Origin of the sequence: Streptomyces asoensis (assembly GCF_016860545.1) — a bacterium.
Classification (GTDB): Bacteria; Actinomycetota; Actinomycetes; order Streptomycetales; family Streptomycetaceae; genus Streptomyces; species Streptomyces asoensis.
On the sequence record NZ_BNEB01000002.1, the window covers coordinates 1,421,612 to 1,440,122 of the forward strand.

Below are 18,511 nucleotides of genomic sequence, written 5' to 3' on the forward strand. Positions count from 1 at the left end.
CGTCACCCGCGGGGCGGTTGTTAGTCCGGAACGGCACGGTCCGTAGTCCGAAGCGGCCAATTCCATCGGGCTTTCGAATCCGGCTGCACGAAACGGCGCCGCCGGACGCCGTGGAGGCAGAAGGTGTGACCGATGCCTTCCGGGGTCCCTGCGCCCCGCACAGCCAGCGGAAGGACCGAAGGGTCCGTGAACGACCAGTTCGAACAGCTCGCCCGCGACATGGCGTTGTCCGTGCTCGCCCTCCGGGTCTTCGGGCCCGGCGTCCTCAACCTCGCCCGCCGGTTCGTCGCCGCGCTCGTGCGGGTCGGCGTCCGCGAGATGGACCACCGGCTCCCGGGGGGCGATCGGTGACCCAGGAGGAGCTGCGCCCCTCGGGAAACCCGCGGGCACCGGAGAAGCTGCCGTTGGACTTCAGCGCGTTCCACCAGATGTACCGCCCCCTCTACGTCCGTGAGGCGGAGCGCTGTCTGCGCTGCCGGGCGGACGCCGAGGAGGCCGTGGACGAGGCGTTCGTCCAGCTCGCCCGGCAGTGGCCGCGGATACTGCGGGCCGAGAACCCGGCGGCGTACGCCTGGCGGGTCATGAAGAACCGGGTCATCGACCACGCCCGGGCCCGCGGGCGGCGCGCCACGCTGATGGACACGGCCGTCTTCGAGACGGTCACCCTCCAGGGCGCGGAGGACGCCTTCGAGGTGATCGAGCAGAACCTCCGGCTGTTCCGGGCGATCTCGGCGCTCCCCGAGCGCCAGCGGGACGTCATCCGGCTGCGGTACTGCGAAGGGTGCAGTACCGCCGACGTGGCGTTCCAGCTGGGGATCACCGAAGCCGGGGTGCGGTCCACCGAACGCCACGCCAAACGCCGTCTGCGGGAGATCTACGCCTCGTGCGCCGAGGAGGAGGGGGAGCGGTCATGACCTTCGGCACCGCGAGCGACATCGAAACCCTGCTGGCGGGGGCCCGGCTGCGGCCCACGGCCCCCTACAGCCGCTCGGACATCGAGGCGGCCGAGGCCCGCGTCGCCGCCCGGGTCGCGGCGGGCGGCTCCGAGGGGCCCGCCGTCCGGGTGTGTCCGCAGCGTGCGGCTGCGGCCCGCAGATCTCCGGCCGCGCACCCCGCGGCCCGGGACCTGCGCTCGCTCTGCGAGGCGCTGCTGACCCGCACGGGAGCCCTGGAAGGGCTCGGCAACTTCCTCGGCAGCGCCCTGCCCGAGCCCTCCGGCGCGCGGATCCTCGGCGCCCTGCTCTATCTGGCGGACTGCGAGGACAGCGCCCGCTTCTGGTGGCAGTACGGCGCCGGCGCCTCCGACACCGTCTCCTCGTACTGCCTCTACCTCCACCACCGCTCGATGGGGGAGGAGACCGAGGCCGACTGGTGGCTGCGGCACACCGAGATCACCCCCGCCACGCTGAGCCGGGAGGCCACCGAACTGGAGATCGCCACGGCGCTGCACGTGCTCAGCGGGCTGCGCCGCGGCGGCAGGGGGCTGCCCGCGACGCTGCGGGCCCTGGTCGAGTACGTACCGGCCGTGGTCGGCTTCGTCGACGACGACCTCGAGCTGCCCCTGCCCGACGGTGATCTGGCCGAGATCGTGGAGGAGGTCGTCGCCCACGGAACGCCTTCCGTCCAGGAGTGCCGGCGCGGCAGGTCCGACGCGCTGCCCGAACGCCGGGAGCCGGCCGTGCACACCGTGTCCTCGGCCACCCCGCGCACGGCCCGGCGCTGGAGCCGCGACGTCCAGGAGGCGCTGCGCAGGTGCGAGGAGACGGTAGCGAGCTAGGCCCCCGCCGCCCGTGGCGCCGCCCACGAGTACCCGGAGGCCGGCCGGCGTGCCGGCGGTACCGCCTGCGACACGGTCCGCCGCAGACGTGCGCCCGCGACCCGCGCCCGGACGTCACCAGGCAGACCCGCTCGGCCCCGCCCGCCGGCCCGGCCGCGGGTCGCCGGGCGCGCGACCGCGACCCGCGCCCGGCGACGCCGCCTCCGGCACGGACCCGCCGCCGACGCCGGCCGTCCCCGGCGCACGGCCGATCGCACCGCACACGAGCGGCCGCCTGCGCGGTGTGCCGGGTGGCGGCGGCGCTTGCGCGCGCGGCCCCGTGTCCGACGCGGGCTGGTGCCCGGCTCTACGCAACCCGCGGGGCCCGGGGCGGCCTGCGCCCCGCGGCGGTGCCTCACGGGCATGGCCCGCCTCCGGCGCGGGCCGTCCCGGCGCACGGCCGCTCGCGCGCACGCGAGCGGCCGCCTGCGCGGTACCGGACGGCGGCCCTTGAGGGGGCGCGGCCCGGAGTCCGGCGCGGCCCGGAGTCCGGCGCGGGCCGGTGTCCGGCTCTCCGCAAGCCGCAGGGTGTAGGTGCGGGCTGCGCCCCGCGGCGGTGCCTCACGGGCATGGGCCGCCCGCCTCCGGCGCCGGCCGTGGTCGGGCAGGCCGGGCGTGGGGGCGGTGGGGCGGGGTGACTGGCGTGTGGGGGGTTTTACGTATAACCTCACCCGTCAATCGCTTCTCCCGACAGCCTCCGCGCGCTCCCCGAAAGGCCACGATGAGTCGTATCGCCCTGGTCACGCTTGTCGTCGACGACTACGACGAGGCGATCCGCTTCTACACCGAGGCGCTCGGCTTCCGGCTCGTCGAGGACGAGCCCCGGCCCGACGGCGCCCGCTGGGTCGTCGTGGGGCCCGCGGGCCACCAGGACGGCACCGGGCTGCTGCTCGCCCGGGCCAAGGGGGACGCCCAGCGCGCCCGGGTCGGCGACCAGACCGGCGGCCGTGTCGGGTTCTTCCTGCACACCGAGGACTTCGCCGGCGACCACGCCCGCATGCTCGCGGCCGGCGTGACCTTCCTGGAGGAGCCCCGCCACGAGGCCTACGGCTCCGTCGCGGTCTTCCAGGACCTGTACGGAAACCGCTGGGACCTGCTCCAGCCCGCCACCATCTGAGAACCACCTGCCGAGGAACACAGACTCATGACCGCGCCCCGCATCGACACCGACACGCTCCGCCGACTCCCCAAGGCCGTCCTGCACGACCACCTCGACGGCGGCCTGCGCCCCGCCACCGTCGTGGAACTCGCGGACGCGGTCGGCCACAAGCTCCCCACCACCGACCCCGGGGAACTGGCCGCCTGGTACTTCGAGGCCGCCAACTCGGGCGACCTGGTGCGATACATAGCCACCTTCGAGCACACCCTCGCCGTGATGCAGACCCGCGAGGGCCTGCTGCGCACGGCGGAGGAGTACGTCCTCGACCTGGCGGCCGACGGCGTCGTGTACGGCGAGGTCCGCTACGCCCCCGAGCTGAACGTCAACGGCGGGCTGAGCCTCGCCGAGGTCGTGGAGACCGTCCAGGAGGGTCTCGCCGCCGGCATGGCGAAGGCGGCGGCGGCCGGGACGCCGGTCCGGGTCGGCACGCTGCTGTGCGGCATGCGGATGTTCGACCGCGTGCGCGAGGCGGCGGACCTCGCGGTCGCCTTCCGGGACGCGGGCGTCGTCGGCTTCGACATCGCCGGCGCCGAGGACGGCTTCCCGCCCGCCGACCACCTCGCCGCCTTCGAGCACCTGCGCCGCGAGAACGTCCCGTTCACCATCCACGCGGGCGAGGCGCACGGCCTGCCCAGCATCCACCAGGCCCTCCAGGTCTGCGGCGCGCAGCGCATCGGCCACGGCGTGCGCATCACCGACGACATCGTGGACGGCAAGCTCGGCAGGCTCGCGGGCTGGGTCCGCGACCGCCGCGTCGCCCTGGAGATGTGCCCGACCTCCAACCTCCAGACCGGCGCCGCCACGTCGATCGCCGAGCACCCGATCACCGCGCTGAAGGACCTCGGCTTCCGCGTCACCCTCAACACCGACAACCGCCTGGTCTCCGGCACCACGATGACCCGCGAGATGTCGCTGCTGGTCGAGGAGGCGGGCTGGACCGTCGAGGACCTGCGCACCGTCACGGTGAACGCCCTCAAGAGCGCGTTCGTGCCGTTCGACGAGCGCAACGCCCTCATCGAGGACGTCGTCCTGCCCGGTTACGCCGCCGCGCTCTGAAGCAGCCCGCGGACATAGGCGGCCTGTCCGACGTGCTGGAGGTCGTCGGACAGGACGCTGACCAGCCGTACGCCAAGGGTCACCGGCGGATCCCAGCGCTCGTCGACGACGCGTTCGAGATCCGCCGCCGTCAGCGCGCGCAGCGCCGTGAGGCTCTGCGCGTGCACGGCGTCGTGGTACCCGGTCAGCAGGCCGCCGTCGTCGACGCGGACCTCGGCGACCTGCCCGGCGTCGTGTCCGTACCCGGTGTCACGGCGCGGCAGATCGAGGCCGAACCGCTTCTCCCAGTCCTGGGCGGTCCACACCTGGTCCAGCCCGAAGGCGTCGGCGAGGTGGTCGTCCTGGACGCGGGTGAGATGCCAGACGAGCCAGGCGATCGAGTTGGCCCCGGCGGCGGGCCGGGCGGCGAGCTCGTCGGGGCCGAGGCCCTCGACGGCCGCGTGGACCTCTTCCCGGATGCGGTCGTACCCGTCGATGAGGATGTCCTTGGCATGCATACGTCCACCATGGCGCACCCCGCGCTCAGCCGCTCCCCGTTTCCAGCAGCGCCATCAGCGCCCGGGCCGCCGGACTGGTGGCCCGGACCGGCGGCAGCAGCGCGACCGTCTCGTACACCGCCTCGCCCGTCCCTTCGAGGGGCAGCGCGGTGAGCGCCTCGCGCTTGTGCCGGAAGTGGCGCGGCACGACGGCGACGCCGAGGTTCTCGTCCACCAGGTCCAGCAGGCTGTGCACGTCGTTGACCTCGAGGGCGACCGTGCGCCGCACCCCCGCCTCGGCGAACGCGGCGTCGGTGACCCGGCGCGGGCCCCAGTCGGGGTGGAAGTCGACGAACACCTCGCCCGCGACGTCCTGCGGCGTCAGGGCCCCCGGCACCGCGGCCAGCCGGTGCTCGGGATGGCACAGGACGTACATCGGCTCGCCGGCCAGCGGCGCGCAGCGGAGCTGTTCGGTGTCCGTCTGGGTCCGGTAGGCGAACGCCAGGTCGAGCCGGCCGGCCGCCACCTCCTCGCCGAGCGCGCCCGAACCGGTCTGCCGCAGCCGGATCTCCACGTCCGGGTGCCGCCGCCGGAACGAGGCGAGGAGCCCCGCCACATGCACTCCGGCGATGCACTGCTCGGTGCCGACGGACAGCGTGCCGCGCACCACTCCCTGGACGGCGGCCACCGCCTCGTGGGCCGCCCGGACCTGCGCGAGGACGCGCTCCGCCTCGCAGAGCAGCGCCCGGCCCGCCTCGGTCAGCGTCACCCGCCGGGTGGTCCGCACGAACAGCGGCGCGCGCAGTTCACGCTCCAGTGCCCGGATCGACGCCGACAGGCCCGACTGGGACACCATCAGGCGTTCCGCGGCCCGGGTGAAGTGCTGGTCCTCTGCGACCGCGACGAAGTGCTGGAGATGGCGCAGTTCCATGATTGAGAAGCCTAGCCGCACAATTCCATCGGATTCTTCTGTTGGACCACTACCCGCAGGTCGGCGAGAGTGGAGGACGGTCCCGTGACCGATCCCTTGTGCCAACCTCTCCTGGAGTCGCGTTGTACACCGCACACCCCGACCGCTACGCGGACATGCCCTACCGGCGCACCGGACGCAGCGGCCTGAAGCTTCCCGCGCTGTCGCTCGGACTGTGGCACAACTTCGGGCCGGACCGTCCGGTCGAGACGCAGCGCGCCATCCTGCGCCGCGCCTTCGACCTCGGCATCACCCACTTCGACCTGGCCAACAACTACGGCCCACCGCCCGGCGCCGCCGAGTCCGCGCTGGGCGAGGCGCTGAGGACGGACTTCGCGTCGTACCGCGACGAGCTGGTCGTCTCGACGAAGGCCGGCTATCTGATGTGGCCCGGCCCCTACGGCGAGTGGGGTTCGCGCAAGTACCTGCTGTCCTCGCTCGACCAGAGCCTGACCCGGATGGGCCTGGACTACGTCGACGTCTTCTACTCGCACCGCCCCGACCCGGAGACTCCGCTCGAGGAGACCATGGGCGCCCTGCACACCGCCGTCCAGCAGGGCAAGGCGCTCTACGTCGGCGTCTCCAACTACTCGGCCGAGCAGACCCGGGAGGCGGCACGCATCCTGAGCGAGCTGGGCACCCCGCTGCTCATCCACCAGCCGCGCTACTCGATGCTCGACCGCCGCCCCGAGAGCGAGGGCCTGCTCGACGCCCTGGACGAGCTCCAGGTCGGCTCGATCGTGTTCTCGCCGCTGGAGCAGGGTCTGCTGACCGGCCGCTACCTGGACGGCATCCCGGAGGACTCGCGGGCGGCGAGCGACAGCCCCTTCCTGAACTCCGACGCGCTGACCGAGGAGCTCGTGGGCAAGCTGCGCGCCCTCGACGACATCGCCACCGCGCGTGGTCAGTCCCTCGCCCAGCTCGCGCTGGCCTGGGTGCTGCGCGGCGGACGGGTGACGTCCGCGCTGGTGGGCGCGAGCAGTGCCCGGCAGATCGAGGACAGCGTCGGCGCCCTGGCCAACCTGGACTTCGAGGACGAGGAGCTGGCCCGGATCGACGCGGTGATCAACGGCTGAGCCGCTCCGCCGGGAGGGCGCGCACGGCGTAGCCCTCCCGATGTCCGGCCCTCCCGATGTCCGGCCGGCCCCGGCGTGCGCCGGGGCCGCGTCCGTCGGCGGCCAGGTGATGCGCTTGGGCCCGCGGATGCGCGCAACCCGCTGGTGCGCAATAGGGGTGCGGCCGGCCGCCCGTCGCCTTTCCCGGGGCCCTTTCACGGGACGGCCGTGAATTCGGTATCCGGTATTCCGTTTCTACCGCCGATGTCCGCCGCCCGCGGTGATCTCCTTTTCGGCGGATCACCGCGGGCGGAGGTAATTCGGAAGGGTCCTGCCGCGGGCCCGCGGGGCGCCGGCCGGACTTCGGATCAGGCGGGCACCCGGTCGAGAAATCCGAGGACGGACGTGATGCGGTCCTGGGCGTCCAGGGTGATCACGTCGGATCCGGCCACCGGTGCCGAAACGCCCCCCGCGGAGCTGTCCTCGGCCTCGCTCACCAGCTCCCAGGAGAAGCGGGCCGTGTCGTGGTGCCCGTCGACCGCGCCGGTCAGGCGGAAGGCGAAGCCCGGGAACTGCGCCCGCGCCGCCGTGATCAGGGCCGCGATGTGCTCGTGGCCCCGCACCTCGGCCAGCGGGTCGGTGTAGCCGCCGTCCACCGCCCAGGCCGCGGCAACAGCCTTGGCCAAGGCTTCGGCTCCGGGCGCGTTCCACGCCTCGAAGTAGCGGGCGACGGCGTTCTCGTAACGGTCGGTGTGCGCGGACATGGTGAATCAGCCCCCAGTGAGGTCGTCGATACTGGTCAGAACCCGGATCCGGGATTTCCCCGGTCCGCTGTGACCACCCTGCCCGCACCCGCTCCGCGGGTCGATTACCCGTCGGGTAATGACGGCACTCTCCGGGCGTCGCCGCATTTCGGCCATGAACACCGGGGAATATGCCAAGAGACTGGCCAAAAAGTCATGGTGACAGTGTTTCAAGAGTGAACATACTCGAACGTCAGGGGCAGTTCACCCCACAGGAGCCGCACGGAAAGCGAGGCACTGCCGGCAAGCGAGCACCGGGGGAGAGAGACGTGCACGACGAATTCCTGTGCCATGTCACCGCGTACGGCGTCTGCGACGGCCGGCGCATCGGCGTACCGCTCGGCACCTACCGGGCGCCGACGCTGGCGCTCGCCCTGTGGTGGCTGCGCGACCGGGCCTCCTGGATGGCCGAACGGCTCGATCCGCGGCCCGAGAGCGAGCACATCCCGCCGGGCGCCCTGGTCCCGGTCGCCGACAACGTGCCCGACGTGCCCGAACTGCTGCGGGCCTGGTGCGCCGACTCGGGCCGCCAGGAGCTGGTGGCCGACGAGTTGGCGGGCGGGCGGCTGGTGCGGATCGCGATCAGCGACGAGACCACCGAGTACGAACTCCTCGCCGAATCCGTGGACGCCCTGCGCATGCAGCGGACGGTCCCGGCGCTCGTCCTCCCCGTCGGCTGAGGCCCCCGTCGCCCGTGGGGCGGACAAAGGGGCTCCTCGATAGAATTCGGGCATGGTGGAGCGACCGGTCTCCTCGACCGCGCCCGAACTCGTGCTGGAGACCGAGACGGGTTCCAGCACGCTGATCCCGGGCCACGACTACCGCATCGGCCGGGACCCGCTCAGCGACATCGTCATCGACGACACCCGGGTCTCCTGGCACCACGCGGTGCTGCGGCCCGACGGCGATCACTGGGTCCTCGCCGACGAGCAGAGCACCAACGGGACCTACACGGACGGCAGCCGGGTCCGCGAGCAGGGCGTCGGCCCCGGCAGCGTGATCCGCTTCGGCAGCCCGTCCGACGGCCCGCGCCTCGTGCTGTCGGTGCGGCCGCCGGCCCCGGCCGAGCGGCTCTCCGCCGTCTCCCGGCCCGGCCTCACCGGGACCTTCCGGCAGCCCACCAGCGTCCGGCCGCTGCCACCACGCACGGTCCGCATCGGCCGCGCGACCGACAACGACCTCGTCGTGGACGACCTCGTCGTCTCGCGCCGGCACGCCGAACTGCGCGCGCTGCCCGACGGCGGCCACGAGATCGCCGACCTCGGCAGCCACAACGGGACGTACCTCAACGGGCTGCCCGTCACCCGCGCCCCGCTCGGTCCCGGTGACGTCGTCGGCATCGGTCACTCGGCCTTCTGCCTGGTCGGCGACCAGCTCCAGGAGTACGTCGACACCGGTGAGGTCTCCCTCGACGTGCAGGACCTGACGGTCTCCGTCGACCGGGGCCGCAAGGTGCTCCTCGACCACGTCTCCTTCCCGGTGGGGGAGAAGTGCCTGCTCGCGGTCGTCGGCCCCAGCGGCGCGGGCAAGTCCACCCTGCTCGGCGCCCTCACCGGCCAGCGGCCGGCCGGGCAGGGCACGGTGGTCTACGACGGCCGCGACCTCTACCGCGACTACGCCGAACTGCGCCAGCGCATCGGCCTCGTCCCGCAGGACGACATCCTGCACGCCCAGCTGACCGTGCGCGGCGCCCTCGGCTACGCGGCCGAGCTGCGCTTCCCCCAGGACACCGCGAAGGCCGAGCGCCGCGAGCGGGTCGAGGAGGTCATCCGCGAACTGGGACTCGAACAGCGCGCCGGCCAGCCCGTGCACACCCTCTCCGGCGGCCAGCGCAAACGCGTCAGCGTCGCCCTGGAACTGCTGACCAAGCCCTCCCTGCTCTTCCTCGACGAGCCGACCTCGGGACTCGACCCCGGTATGGACCGTTCGGTGATGCACATGCTGCGCGGCCTCGCCGACGACGGCCGTACCGTCATCGTCGTGACGCACAGCGTCCTCAGCCTCGACGTGTGCGACCGGCTGCTGGTCCTCGCGCCGGGCGGCAAGGTCGCCTACTACGGTCCGCCCGAGGACGCCCTCGCCTTCTTCGGCTTCGCGCACTGGCCCGAGGCGTTCGAGGCATTCGAGCGCGACCGGGACCGGGACTGGGCGGGGGAGTACGGCGCGTCGCCGCTGCGCCGGCGGTACGTCGTCGGGGACAGCGAGCAGCCCCGGCTGCCCCGGTCCGGCCCGGTGGACGTGCCGCCGCCGCCCAGGCCCCGCAGCAGGGGAGCCCAGCTCGCCACCCTGATCCGCCGCTACACGGCCGCCCTCGCCGCCGACCGCACCTTCCTCGCCATCATGATCGCCCTGCCGTTCGTCATGGGCGCCATGGCCCGCGCCCTGGCAGGCGGCGCCCTGGACCGGGAGCACGCGATGAACGTGCTGCTCATCCTGTGTGTCGGCGGGGTCCTCACCGGCGCGGCCAACGCCGTCCGCGAGCTCGTCAAGGAACGCGTGATCTACCAGCGCGAACGCGCCGTCGGCCTGTCCAGATCGGCGTACCTGATGTCCAAGGTCGTCGTCCTCGGCGCCGTGACGGTCGTCCAGGCGGTGGTGCTGACCCTTGTCGCCCTGCTCGGGGTCGACATCGGCGCACCGGGTGGCGAGGGCGTGCTGATGCCGCCCCTGGTGGAGATCACCGTCGCGGTGGCCCTGCTCGCCTTCACGGCGATGATGCTCGGGCTGCTCATCTCCGCGCTGGTCCGCAAGGAGGAGGTGACGATGCCGCTGCTGGTGCTGCTCGCCATCGTCCAGGTGGTCTTCTGCGGGGCCCTGCTGACGCTGGACGGCGTACCGGGCCTGGAACAGCTGTCGTGGCTGGTCCCCGCGCGATGGGCGCTCGGCGCGATGGCCGGGACCATCGGTCTCGCCAGGATCGTGCCCGGCGACATCACCGCCGATCCGCTGTTCGAGCACGCGGTGGGGGTGTGGCTGCTCGACATCGGCATGCTCGTCGTGCTGTCGGCCGTCTGCGGGTTCCTCGTCTCCCGGCTGCTGCGCCGGCACGAGCCCGCCGTGATGCGGAAGTAGGGACGGCCCATGGCGACCCCTGAGTTCCGGCCCACGCACGTGGCCCCGCGGCACGGCATGCCCGCCTGGGAGGAACCCGACCCCGCCCGCCCCGCCGTACCCCTCGATCCGCTGCTGCCCGTGCAGCTCCTGGAGCGCCGGGGCGACTGGGGGCACGTCCTGTGCTCCAACGGCTGGTCGGCCTGGGTCGACGGCCGCCGTCTCGTCGCCGTCCCCGAGGACCCGCCCGCCGCGGACGCCCCCGACGGCCCGCGGGGGGACGCGGCCGACCCGCGTCCCCTCCTGGCCGTCGCCGAGGACGGCCTGGCCCGGTACCGGACGGCGGTACGGGAACTCGCCGACGGCGCCCTGGACGGCGAGGGCTTCCGGCGCCGCACCCACGGGCTGCGCGTCGGGGTGGTCGTCGACGGCGAGGACGTGTGGCTGTACGACCCGGCGCGGGAGGGCTGGGTGTACGGCGACGGCACCCGCCTCAGCACCTTCGCGACCGACCGGGCGCCGCGGGCCGCCGAAGGACCCGACCACGCCGCGACCCGGGTGGTGAACCCCGGCCGGGGCGCCTGATGGCCCGCGCACCCGTCCCCTTCTCCGGCCGGCCCTCCGAGCTGGTCGGCCGCAGGATCGCCGGCTACCGCATCGAGCACGAGATCGGACGCGGTGGCATGGCCGTCGTCTACCGTGCCCACGACCTGCGGCTGGACCGGACGGTCGCGCTCAAGCTGCTCGCTCCCGAACTGGCCCGCAACGACGTGTTCCGCAAACGCTTCACCCACGAGTCCCGGGTGGCCGCGGCCATCGACCACCCGCACATCGTGCCGGTGTTCGAGGCGGACGAGACCGACGGGGTCCTGTACATCGCCATGCGGTACGTCGAGGGAAGCGACCTGCGTCATCTGCTCGACCGCGAGGGGCCGCTGCCCCTGGCGACCGCCGTCCGCATCGCCGCGCAGGTCGCCTCCGCGCTCGACGCGGCGCACGAGCACGGCCTCGTCCACCGGGACGTCAAACCCGGCAACATCCTCGTCGCCCGGGGCACCGACAGCGACCATCCCGAGCACGTCTACCTCACCGACTTCGGCCTGACGAAGAAGTCGCTCTCCCTGACCGGCTTCACCTCGGTCGGCCAGTTCGTCGGCACGCTCGACTACGTCGCCCCGGAGCAGATCTCCGGGCAGCCGGTCGACGGCCGCTGCGACGTCTACGGGCTGGCCTGCGTGGTCTACGAGTGTCTCGCCGGCCGCCCGCCCTTCCTGCGCGACGACGACATGGCCCTGCTCTGGGCCCATCAGAACGCCGATCCGCCCCCGCTGACACAGGCCGGGCCCGCGCTCCCCCCGCGGGTCGACGCGGTGTTCGCGAAGGCGCTCGCCAAGAGCCCCGGGGAACGGCATCCCACGTGCGGGGCCTTCGTCGCCGCACTGCGGCGGACGGCCGCCGACGCACCCCGGCCCGCCCACCCGCCGACGGAGCCGGCCCGCACCCGGACCCCGGCGCCCCCGGGCTGGGCGCGACCGGTCTTCCGGCCCGCCGGCGACGCGTGAGCCCGACTCCGCGAGGCGCGACGGGTGAGCCCGGCCCGGGGGCGCGACGTGCGCGTACCGTCCGCGAGGCGCGACGGGTGAGCTCGTGCGGCCGTCTCAGACGGGCGCTGTCCCGCCCCGGCGGCGCACCGCACCCGCCGCCGCTCCGCCCAGCGTGCCGGTGACCAGTCCCCACAGGGCCGCGAGGCCCAGCGCCGCCCACACCTGCGGGCGCAGGACGACCTCCCCGGACAGACCGCCGCCCAGATCGCCGATCCCGAGCACCGACAGCCCGTAGTGCGCCGAGACCCGGCAGACCAGGCAGATCATCAGCACGGTGAGCACCAGCGCCACCGCCAGGTGCACGGCGTGCCGCCACAGCGGGGTGCCGACGGGGGAGCGGGCCGCCATCAGGTACGCCGCGACCAGCAGCAGGACCGCGTCCACGGCGACCAGCCACCACACGCGGCCGTCGTACTCGGCGAGGGAACGCAGGTTCAGCCGCGCATCGTCCGGTGTGCGCAGCACCTCGTCCAGCACGTGGGGCATCGGCAGCCCGAACGGCCCGTCGACCCGGCCGTGCCAGGTGGCGCCCAGACCGATGGTGAACGTCAGCCACACCAGGTTGGGCAGACCGAGCAGGACCAGCGCGAAGGTCTCGGCCGCGTGGCCCCGGGTGGCCGCGACGACCAGCGCGACGACGAGACCCAGCACGACACAGGCGAGCAGCAGCACGACCATCGCGTGGGCGGCCGGCCGCACCGACCCGTGCAGCCGCAGCAGCCGGGCCGGCAGCGGGGCCCCCGGCGAGACCAGCAGGGCCAGCACCAGCACACCCGCCAGCCACACCAGCGCGGCGACGAGGGTCAGGGGGACGTCGGTGGTGAAGCCGGCCTCGGGGCTCACGCCGAAGAGGTCGCCCAGATCGCTCAGCGTGTCGTCACCGAGGGAGATCTTGAACGTCTGGTGCGCGGCGAGGGCGGTGCCGAGCAGGCCGAGCAGCCACACCACCGCGATCCTGGCCGCCCATCCGGCCAGCTCCCCGGCGCCCGCCACCGCCCGGTGCCGCAGCGGACGGAGGAATCCCGCGCCCACCACCAGCGCCCCGACGAGGGTCACGGACAGCGGCATCACCGTGAGATCGCCCTGGGTGCCGGCCAGCTCCCCGGCGCTCCCGGAGAGCTCGACCGTGCCCCCGACGGCCGTGACGACGGTCGCGGCGACCACCCGTGGGAAGGCCCCCTGGGGCAGGTCCGCCGCCCCCGCCGCCCACAGCCCGAGCGAGGCCACCACCGCCATGGCGAGCAGACCGGCCAGCGCGACGCCGACCGCCCGCACCCAGCCGTGACGGGAGACTGCCTGATCGTGCGGGGTGTGCGAACTCACCCCGCCACGCTAAGCAGGGCGGGGCGGGCGCGCCTGCCGGGTGGGCCGTCCGCGCCCCGCTTGCGATCCACGCCCGACCGGCGCACACAATGGTGCGTTGTGGAAGAAAGCGGTGTGCAACCGACGAACCGCCCCGGCCGATACCTGCGGGGCGCGCAGGACGGAGCGCCGCGGGAAACCCACGTCGGGAGTGCTCGTGAGCGTCGACCCCCCGTCCTCCGGCCGCCCCACGGGACCGCCCTCGGGCCCCCTGTCCGGCCCGCCCTCCCCACCGTCCTCGGGCCCGCCTTCCCAGCCGCCTTCCGGTCCCTCGTCCCGGCCGCCCTCGGGCCCACCGTCCCGGCCGCCGGCCGGCCCGCCTTCCCCGCCCCCGCCGGGATCCGGGCCGCCGTCCCCGTCCGGTGACGACACCCCGGACGGGGACGGCGGCGGACCGCACCGGGCATGGTGGCGGTCGGGGCCCAGGATCGCGCTGATCACCACCGCGGTCGTCGCCGCGACGGCGCTCGTCCTGGTGCTCTCCCTGTCGAACGGGGGCGGCTCCGGCCCGCCCTCCGCCAAGGCTGGCGAGGTATTCCTGCAACCGGCCGCCCAACGGGGCCCCGACCCCTACACCGAGCCGCCCACGACCGACAGCCCCTTCCCGCCGGCCACCGTCGCGCCCTCCGGCGCCCCGCCGCCGAACCGTGCCGTCTCCGGGGTCGACGGCGGTGCGCAAGGGCTGTACGGCGGCACCCGCAACGTCTCCAGCTGCGACGTGGAGCACCAGATCGGCGCACTCGGGGCGGACCCCGCGAAGAACCGGGCGTTCGCCTCCGTGGCCGGCGTCGCTCCCTCCCGGGTCCCGGCCCACCTGCGCTCCCTCACCCCCGTCCGGCTGCGCCTGGACACCCGGGTCACCAACCACGGGTACCGCGACGGGGCCGCCACCAGCTACCAGGCCGTCCTCCAGGCGGGCACGGCCGTCCTCGTCGACCGGCACGGTGTGCCGCGCGTGCGCTGCGCCTGCGGCAACCCGCTGACCCCGCCGATCGCCCAGCCGGCGGGGTTCGGCAGGACCGGTGACCCGTGGCCGGCGTACAGCCCCGCGACCACCGTCGTCGTCGAACCCTCGGCTGCCGTGCTCGACGTGTTCGTGCTCTACGACCCCGGACACCGCCACCACTGGTTCGCCCGGCAGCCCGGCGACAGGCCGCACGCGGACCGGCCCACCCACGCTCCGGCGCGGGGGACGCCGTCCCTCACCGTCAGCACACCCGGTGTGCCGAGCACCCCGACCGGTCACGGCCCGCGCACCGCTCCGCCGTGTTCCTCGCCGCCCGCCGACCGGCCGGCGGGCTGCCCGTCGCCGCCGGAGCCGCCGTCCGCCTCCGCCTCCCCGTCCCCGCGGGAGCCGTCGTCACAGGCGCCTCCCTCGCCACCTCCCTCCCCACCGCCGTCGCCACCGCCGTCGAGCGAGGAGCCGCCGCCTCCCGAGTCGCGGGCGGGCTCACCGTCCGCCCTCACCAGCGGGCCGGGCGGCTCCCCGGTAGGCGCACCGGCCGCGTGAGGGGCGCGGGAGCCGTCGTACGGGCGGGGCGAAAACTGACGTGGACTGCGCGGCGGAAGTCGGGGTACGAGGACAGATGCACAGCCAGCAGCGTCCGGCCAGTCCGGCCTCCTAGAGAGAAACGCATGATCAAGCACCTGGACGGGGCAGTGATACCTACTGGTTTCGACGTGCCCGTGGAACCGCTCCGGCGCGCGGCGCACTACACCGGTGAGCCCGGCTGCATCGCCGAGGCCCGGTCCTTCGCCGCGCACTTCGTGGACCAGCTCAGGACCGAGTGGTGCGCCACGATCGGCGACCGGGTGAGCGGTGAGGTGATGCTGGTAGTCAGTGAACTGGTCACCAACGCCGACCGGCACAGCAACGGGCCGTACATCCTGGAGCTGGAGGGCACGGACGCCTCGGTCACGGTCAGCGTCTACGACAGCAGTGACGCGCTGCCCATGCGGTTCCCGAAGGACCCTCACCGGGTCGGCCGGCACGGCCTGGAGATCGTCCACGCGGTGGCCGCGCAGGTCACCGCCGAGCGGGTGCCCGTCGGTAAGCGGGTCCGCGCCGTCCTCAGCTTCCTCCCGTAGTCCCGGCCCGGTCCCGCGGCCCCGCCGCGACCCCGGCCGCCCGCCCGTTCGGGCCGTGAGCCCCCGCCGGCATCCGGCGGGGGCTCACGGTCGGTCCGTCGGCGGTGCGGGCCGGGCAGTGGTCAGGCGCAGCCCAGCTCGCCGAGCATCCCCTGCCGCAGGCGCACGATGATCCGCTTGATCAGGCGCGAGACGTGCATCTGGGAGCAGCCGAGCCGCTCGCCGATCTCCGCCTGGGTGGCCTCCTCCACGAACCGCATGTGCAGGATCTGCCGGTCGCGCTCGCTGAGCTCGGCCATCAGCGGGGCGAGCGAGTGGAAGTCCTCGACGAGCCGCAGCCCGTCCTCCTCGACGCCGATGAAGTCCGCGAGGACGGCCTCCCCGTACTCGGGGCCGTCGCCGGTGAGCGCCGCGTCGAGGGAGGAGGAGTTGTAACCGTTGGCGGCGATCTGCGCCTCGACCACCTGGCTCTCGGTGAGGTTCATCAGCGTGGCCAGCTCCCGGACGGTCGGCTCCCGGTCCAGGCGGCTGGAGAGCTCGTCGCGCGCCTTGGCCAGCTCGACCCGCAGCTCCTGGAGCCGCCGCGGGACGTGCACCGCCCAGGTCGTGTCCCGGAAGAACCGCTTGATCTCACCGACGATGTACGGCAGCGCGAAGGAGGTGAACTCGACCTCGCGCGAGATCTCGAACCGGTCGATGGCCTTGATCAGGCCGATCATCCCGGTCTGGACGATGTCCTCCATGTCGTCCCCGCGGCCGCGGAACCGCCCGGCCGCGAACCGGACCAGGGACATGTTCATCTCGATGAGCGTGTTGCGCGCGTACTGGAACTCGCGGGAGCCCTCTTCGAGGACGGTCAGCCGCTGGAAGAACTGCCGGGACAGCTCGCGCGCGTCACGCGGTGCGACGCTGCGGGGCGCCTCGATGCCGGGAAGGGGAGCGCCGTCCGTACGGGTGCCGGCGTCCTCGACGACCTTGGCCTGTGACCGGATCACGGTGCTCTCCATTGTCTCTCCCAGGAAAGTCACGGTTCGACGTCTGGCGTACTCGGTCCGTGAGCGTGCGCGTGCACACCCGCTCTTGTGGCGGCTACCCCGTCCGCGACCACTCATGCGCACGGATTTCCCCGGGCGTTCGCCACACGTCCGGACCACTCCCGATCCTACCGAAGGCCCGGCGCCGCGAAGAAGCCCGTGGACCCGGCACGGACGGTGGGCGGGGCGCCGATTCCACCGAGGGCGCAACGCGGGACCCTTCCGGCGACGGCGCGGTTTCCTAGGCTGGGAAGGTGAGCAACCAAGCGCCCAACCGAGCCCGCGTGATCCCGCTGCGCCCGCCTGCCGCGCGCCCGGAGACCGCCACCGCCCCGCCCGCCGGAACGGCACCGGCCTCCGCACCCCTGCCCCGTCCCGTCCGGCGCGAGCCACTGTGGCGCGACCTGGTCGGTGACGTCCTGCGCCGGGAACGCCGGGCGCAGGAACGCACCCTGAAGGACGTCGCCGACGCGGCCCGGATCTCCATGCCCTACCTCTCGGAGGTGGAGCGGGGCCGCAAGGAGGCCTCCTCGGAGGTCCTCGCGGCCGCCGCACAAGCCCTGGGCCTGAGTCTGGGCGATCTCCTGGCGCGGGCCCAGGGAGAACTGGTCCGGCTCAGCTCCCGGCACCCCGTCCGCGGCCACGGCGCCACGCCGTCGTCGTACGACGGTCTGTGCCTGGCCGCCTGACGGATCGCTCGGGCCGGCGTCTCACACCGTCACGGGACGCCGGCTCAGCACCTCGTCGGCCAGGCCGTACGCCACCGCCTCCTGTGCGGTGAACACCTTGTCGCGGTCCATGTCCGCGCGCAGGGCCGCGATGTCGTGACCGGTGTGGCGGGCCAGCACCTCCTCCACCTGGGAACGGATGCGGACCATCTCCTTGGCCTGGAGAGCGAGGTCGGAGACGGTGCCCTGCCGGCCGCCGCTGGCCGGCTGTCCGAGCAGCACGCGCGCGTGTTCCAGCACGAGCCGCCGGCCCGGGTCCCCGCCCGCCAGCAGCACGGCGGCCGTCGAGGCGGCCTGGCCGACGCACAGCGTGGAGATGGGCGCCTGGACGAACGTCATCGTGTCGTAGATCGCCATCAGCGAGGTGAACGATCCGCCGGGGGAGTTGAGGTAGATCGAGATCTCGCTCTCCGGGGAGGCCGCCTCCAGGTGGAGGAGCTGCGCGATCACGACGTTGGCGACGCCGTCGTCGATCTCGGTGCCGAGGAAGATGATCCGCTCGTTGAGCAGCCGGCTGAACACGTCGTAGGACCGCTCGCCCTGCGGGGTCCGCTCGACCACGTTCGGAATCGTGTAGGTCCCCATCACAGCCCCATCCGTCGCTTCTGCGCGGCCGGGCGGACGTCCGCGAGGGACTCCACGACCCGGTCCACGATGCCGTACTCCCTGGCCTCCTCGGCGGTGAACCAGCGGTCGCGGTCGCCGTCGTGCGAGATGGTCTCCGGTGACTGACCGGTGTGCTCGGCCGTGATCCGTTCGATGGTCCGCTTGGTGTGCTCCAGGTTCTCCGCCTGGATCTCGATGTCCGCGGTGGTGCCGCCGATGCCGGCCGACGGCTGGTGCATCATGACGCGGGCGTTCGGCAGCGCGTACCGCTTGCCGGCCGCGCCGACGCTGAGCAGGAACTGACCCATGCTGGCCGCGAAGCCCATGGCGAGCGTCGAGACGTCGTTGGGGATCAGCCGCATCGTGTCGTAGATGGCGAGACCGGCGTGCACCGATCCGCCCGGGCTGTTGATGTACAGGCCGATGTCCGTGCGCGGGTCCTCCGCCGACAGGATCAGCAGCTGCGCGCAGACCCGGTTCGCGGACACCTCGTCGACCTGGGTGCCCAGCAGCACGATCCGCTGGCCCAGCAGCTGGGCGGCGAGGTGGTCGTCGAAGCGGGACGGCGGGGTGTCGCCCTCCTCGGCGCGGGGAGCGAGCGTGGTCAGTGGGCTCATCGGTTCTCCTCGTCGTGGCGTGGTTGCCGTCCACCTCACTCTCGGCCCGGGAGCGGGCCCTCAAGTGATTTCTCTGCCCGGGGCAG

Annotated in this window: 20 protein-coding genes; 13 read left to right on the forward strand and 7 right to left on the reverse strand. The window is 73.6% G+C overall.

The window, feature by feature from the left end; all coding sequences use genetic code 11:
• Positions 1-186: 186 nt before the first annotated feature.
• From Saso_RS09245 to Saso_RS09265, 5 genes are all read left to right on the forward strand, one after another.
• Positions 187-351 (forward strand): hypothetical protein, encoded by a 165-nt coding sequence (locus tag Saso_RS09245; RefSeq protein ID WP_189922367.1) that lies wholly within the window; start codon positions 187-189, stop codon positions 349-351.
• Positions 348-914, forward strand: a complete 567-nt coding sequence (locus Saso_RS09250; RefSeq protein WP_229901297.1) for a sigma-70 family RNA polymerase sigma factor — start codon at positions 348-350, stop codon at positions 912-914. Before Saso_RS09245 ends, Saso_RS09250 begins: the two co-directional genes overlap by 4 nt.
• On the forward strand, positions 911-1,777 hold the full coding sequence (locus Saso_RS09255) for a hypothetical protein (protein ID WP_189922366.1): 867 nt from the start codon (positions 911-913) through the stop codon (positions 1,775-1,777). Before Saso_RS09250 ends, Saso_RS09255 begins: the two co-directional genes overlap by 4 nt.
• A gap of 760 nt (positions 1,778-2,537) precedes the next feature.
• Complete coding sequence (locus Saso_RS09260; protein WP_189922364.1) at positions 2,538-2,933, forward strand: VOC family protein; 396 nt, start codon at positions 2,538-2,540, stop codon at positions 2,931-2,933.
• Between the two features lie 27 nt (positions 2,934-2,960).
• Positions 2,961-4,031, forward strand: coding sequence for an adenosine deaminase (locus Saso_RS09265; RefSeq protein WP_189922362.1), 1,071 nt, complete (start codon positions 2,961-2,963; stop codon positions 4,029-4,031).
• Here Saso_RS09265 and Saso_RS09270 read toward each other — a convergent pair.
• The gene (locus Saso_RS09270) at positions 4,013-4,528 is read right to left on the reverse strand and encodes a mycothiol transferase (RefSeq protein ID WP_189922360.1); all 516 of its coding nucleotides are present in this window, start codon (positions 4,526-4,528) and stop codon (positions 4,013-4,015) included. The genes Saso_RS09265 and Saso_RS09270 overlap by 19 nt on opposite strands.
• A gap of 25 nt (positions 4,529-4,553) precedes the next feature.
• Positions 4,554-5,438 (reverse strand): LysR family transcriptional regulator, encoded by an 885-nt coding sequence (locus Saso_RS09275; RefSeq protein WP_189922358.1) that lies wholly within the window; start codon positions 5,436-5,438, stop codon positions 4,554-4,556.
• A 122-nt stretch (positions 5,439-5,560) separates the two neighbouring features.
• Here Saso_RS09275 and mgrA point away from each other — a divergent pair, with 122 nt between their 5' ends.
• Positions 5,561-6,553, forward strand: a complete 993-nt coding sequence (gene mgrA, locus Saso_RS09280) for an L-glyceraldehyde 3-phosphate reductase (RefSeq protein WP_189922357.1) — start codon at positions 5,561-5,563, stop codon at positions 6,551-6,553.
• A gap of 347 nt (positions 6,554-6,900) precedes the next feature.
• On the opposite strand, the gene Saso_RS09285 is transcribed toward mgrA, so the two are convergent.
• A complete protein-coding gene (locus Saso_RS09285; RefSeq protein WP_189922355.1) occupies positions 6,901-7,296 on the reverse strand; it encodes a nuclear transport factor 2 family protein in 396 nt (131 codons plus the stop codon).
• A gap of 308 nt (positions 7,297-7,604) precedes the next feature.
• Here Saso_RS09285 and Saso_RS09290 point away from each other — a divergent pair, with 308 nt between their 5' ends.
• From Saso_RS09290 to Saso_RS09305, 4 genes are read left to right on the forward strand one after another with little or no spacing between them, the layout of a single operon-like run.
• Positions 7,605-8,015, forward strand: coding sequence for a hypothetical protein (locus Saso_RS09290; RefSeq protein ID WP_189922353.1), 411 nt, complete (start codon positions 7,605-7,607; stop codon positions 8,013-8,015).
• Positions 8,016-8,067: 52 nt separating this feature from the next.
• A complete protein-coding gene (locus tag Saso_RS09295) occupies positions 8,068-10,407 on the forward strand; it encodes an FHA domain-containing protein (protein ID WP_189922351.1) in 2,340 nt (779 codons plus the stop codon).
• Positions 10,408-10,416: 9 nt separating this feature from the next.
• On the forward strand, positions 10,417-10,971 hold the full coding sequence (locus tag Saso_RS09300; RefSeq protein WP_189922349.1) for a hypothetical protein: 555 nt from the start codon (positions 10,417-10,419) through the stop codon (positions 10,969-10,971).
• A complete protein-coding gene (locus Saso_RS09305; protein ID WP_189922347.1) occupies positions 10,971-11,948 on the forward strand; it encodes a serine/threonine-protein kinase in 978 nt (325 codons plus the stop codon). Before Saso_RS09300 ends, Saso_RS09305 begins: the two co-directional genes overlap by 1 nt.
• Before the next feature lie 96 nt (positions 11,949-12,044).
• Here Saso_RS09305 and Saso_RS09310 read toward each other — a convergent pair whose 3' ends face one another.
• Positions 12,045-13,313, reverse strand: coding sequence for a streptophobe family protein (locus Saso_RS09310; protein ID WP_189922346.1), 1,269 nt, complete (start codon positions 13,311-13,313; stop codon positions 12,045-12,047).
• 196 nt (positions 13,314-13,509) lie between these two features.
• On the opposite strand from Saso_RS09310, the gene Saso_RS09315 reads away from it, so the two are divergent.
• Complete coding sequence (locus tag Saso_RS09315) at positions 13,510-14,862, forward strand: DUF6777 domain-containing protein (protein ID WP_229901296.1); 1,353 nt, start codon at positions 13,510-13,512, stop codon at positions 14,860-14,862.
• A 125-nt stretch (positions 14,863-14,987) separates the two neighbouring features.
• A complete protein-coding gene (locus Saso_RS09320) occupies positions 14,988-15,440 on the forward strand; it encodes an ATP-binding protein (protein ID WP_189922344.1) in 453 nt (150 codons plus the stop codon).
• Positions 15,441-15,562: 122 nt separating this feature from the next.
• Here the strand turns inward: Saso_RS09320 and Saso_RS09325 are convergent, their stop codons facing one another.
• Positions 15,563-16,447 carry an RNA polymerase sigma factor SigF gene (locus Saso_RS09325; RefSeq protein WP_189922342.1) on the reverse strand — a complete coding sequence of 295 codons (885 nt, stop codon included), beginning with the start codon at positions 16,445-16,447 and terminating at the stop codon, positions 15,563-15,565.
• 281 nt (positions 16,448-16,728) lie between these two features.
• Between Saso_RS09325 and Saso_RS09330 the strand changes: the two genes are divergently transcribed.
• Positions 16,729-17,163 (forward strand): helix-turn-helix domain-containing protein, encoded by a 435-nt coding sequence (locus Saso_RS09330; protein WP_189922340.1) that lies wholly within the window; start codon positions 16,729-16,731, stop codon positions 17,161-17,163.
• 21 nt (positions 17,164-17,184) lie between these two features.
• Here the strand turns inward: Saso_RS09330 and Saso_RS09335 are convergent, their stop codons facing one another.
• Together Saso_RS09335 and Saso_RS09340 are read right to left on the reverse strand one after the other, a co-directional pair.
• On the reverse strand, positions 17,185-17,787 hold the full coding sequence (locus Saso_RS09335) for a ClpP family protease (RefSeq protein ID WP_189922338.1): 603 nt from the start codon (positions 17,785-17,787) through the stop codon (positions 17,185-17,187).
• Positions 17,787-18,425: an ATP-dependent Clp protease proteolytic subunit gene (locus tag Saso_RS09340; protein WP_189922336.1), complete on the reverse strand. Its 639-nt coding sequence runs from the start codon at positions 18,423-18,425 to the stop codon at positions 17,787-17,789. Before Saso_RS09340 ends, Saso_RS09335 begins: the two co-directional genes overlap by 1 nt.
• Between the last annotated feature and the right edge of the window lie 86 nt (positions 18,426-18,511).

Bases quoted from the DNA above. Each gene is read 5' to 3' on its own strand.
- Saso_RS09255 (WP_189922366.1), top strand. From the start codon at position 911: ATGACCTTCGGCACCGCGAGCGACATCGAAACCCTGCTGGCGGGGGCC.
- Saso_RS09305 (WP_189922347.1), top strand. From the start codon at position 10,971: ATGGCCCGCGCACCCGTCCCCTTCTCCGGCCGGCCCTCCGAGCTGGTC.
- Saso_RS09270 (WP_189922360.1), bottom strand. From the start codon at position 4,528: ATGCATGCCAAGGACATCCTCATCGACGGGTACGACCGCATCCGGGAA.
- Saso_RS09320 (WP_189922344.1), top strand. From the start codon at position 14,988: ATGATCAAGCACCTGGACGGGGCAGTGATACCTACTGGTTTCGACGTG.
- Saso_RS09340 (WP_189922336.1), bottom strand. From the start codon at position 18,425: ATGAGCCCACTGACCACGCTCGCTCCCCGCGCCGAGGAGGGCGACACC.
- Saso_RS09260 (WP_189922364.1), top strand. From the start codon at position 2,538: ATGAGTCGTATCGCCCTGGTCACGCTTGTCGTCGACGACTACGACGAG.
- Saso_RS09265 (WP_189922362.1), top strand. From the start codon at position 2,961: ATGACCGCGCCCCGCATCGACACCGACACGCTCCGCCGACTCCCCAAG.
- Saso_RS09295 (WP_189922351.1), top strand. From the start codon at position 8,068: ATGGTGGAGCGACCGGTCTCCTCGACCGCGCCCGAACTCGTGCTGGAG.
- Saso_RS09285 (WP_189922355.1), bottom strand. From the start codon at position 7,296: ATGTCCGCGCACACCGACCGTTACGAGAACGCCGTCGCCCGCTACTTC.
- Saso_RS09325 (WP_189922342.1), bottom strand. From the start codon at position 16,447: ATGGAGAGCACCGTGATCCGGTCACAGGCCAAGGTCGTCGAGGACGCC.
- Saso_RS09275 (WP_189922358.1), bottom strand. From the start codon at position 5,438: ATGGAACTGCGCCATCTCCAGCACTTCGTCGCGGTCGCAGAGGACCAG.
- Saso_RS09300 (WP_189922349.1), top strand. From the start codon at position 10,417: ATGGCGACCCCTGAGTTCCGGCCCACGCACGTGGCCCCGCGGCACGGC.
- Saso_RS09335 (WP_189922338.1), bottom strand. From the start codon at position 17,787: ATGGGGACCTACACGATTCCGAACGTGGTCGAGCGGACCCCGCAGGGC.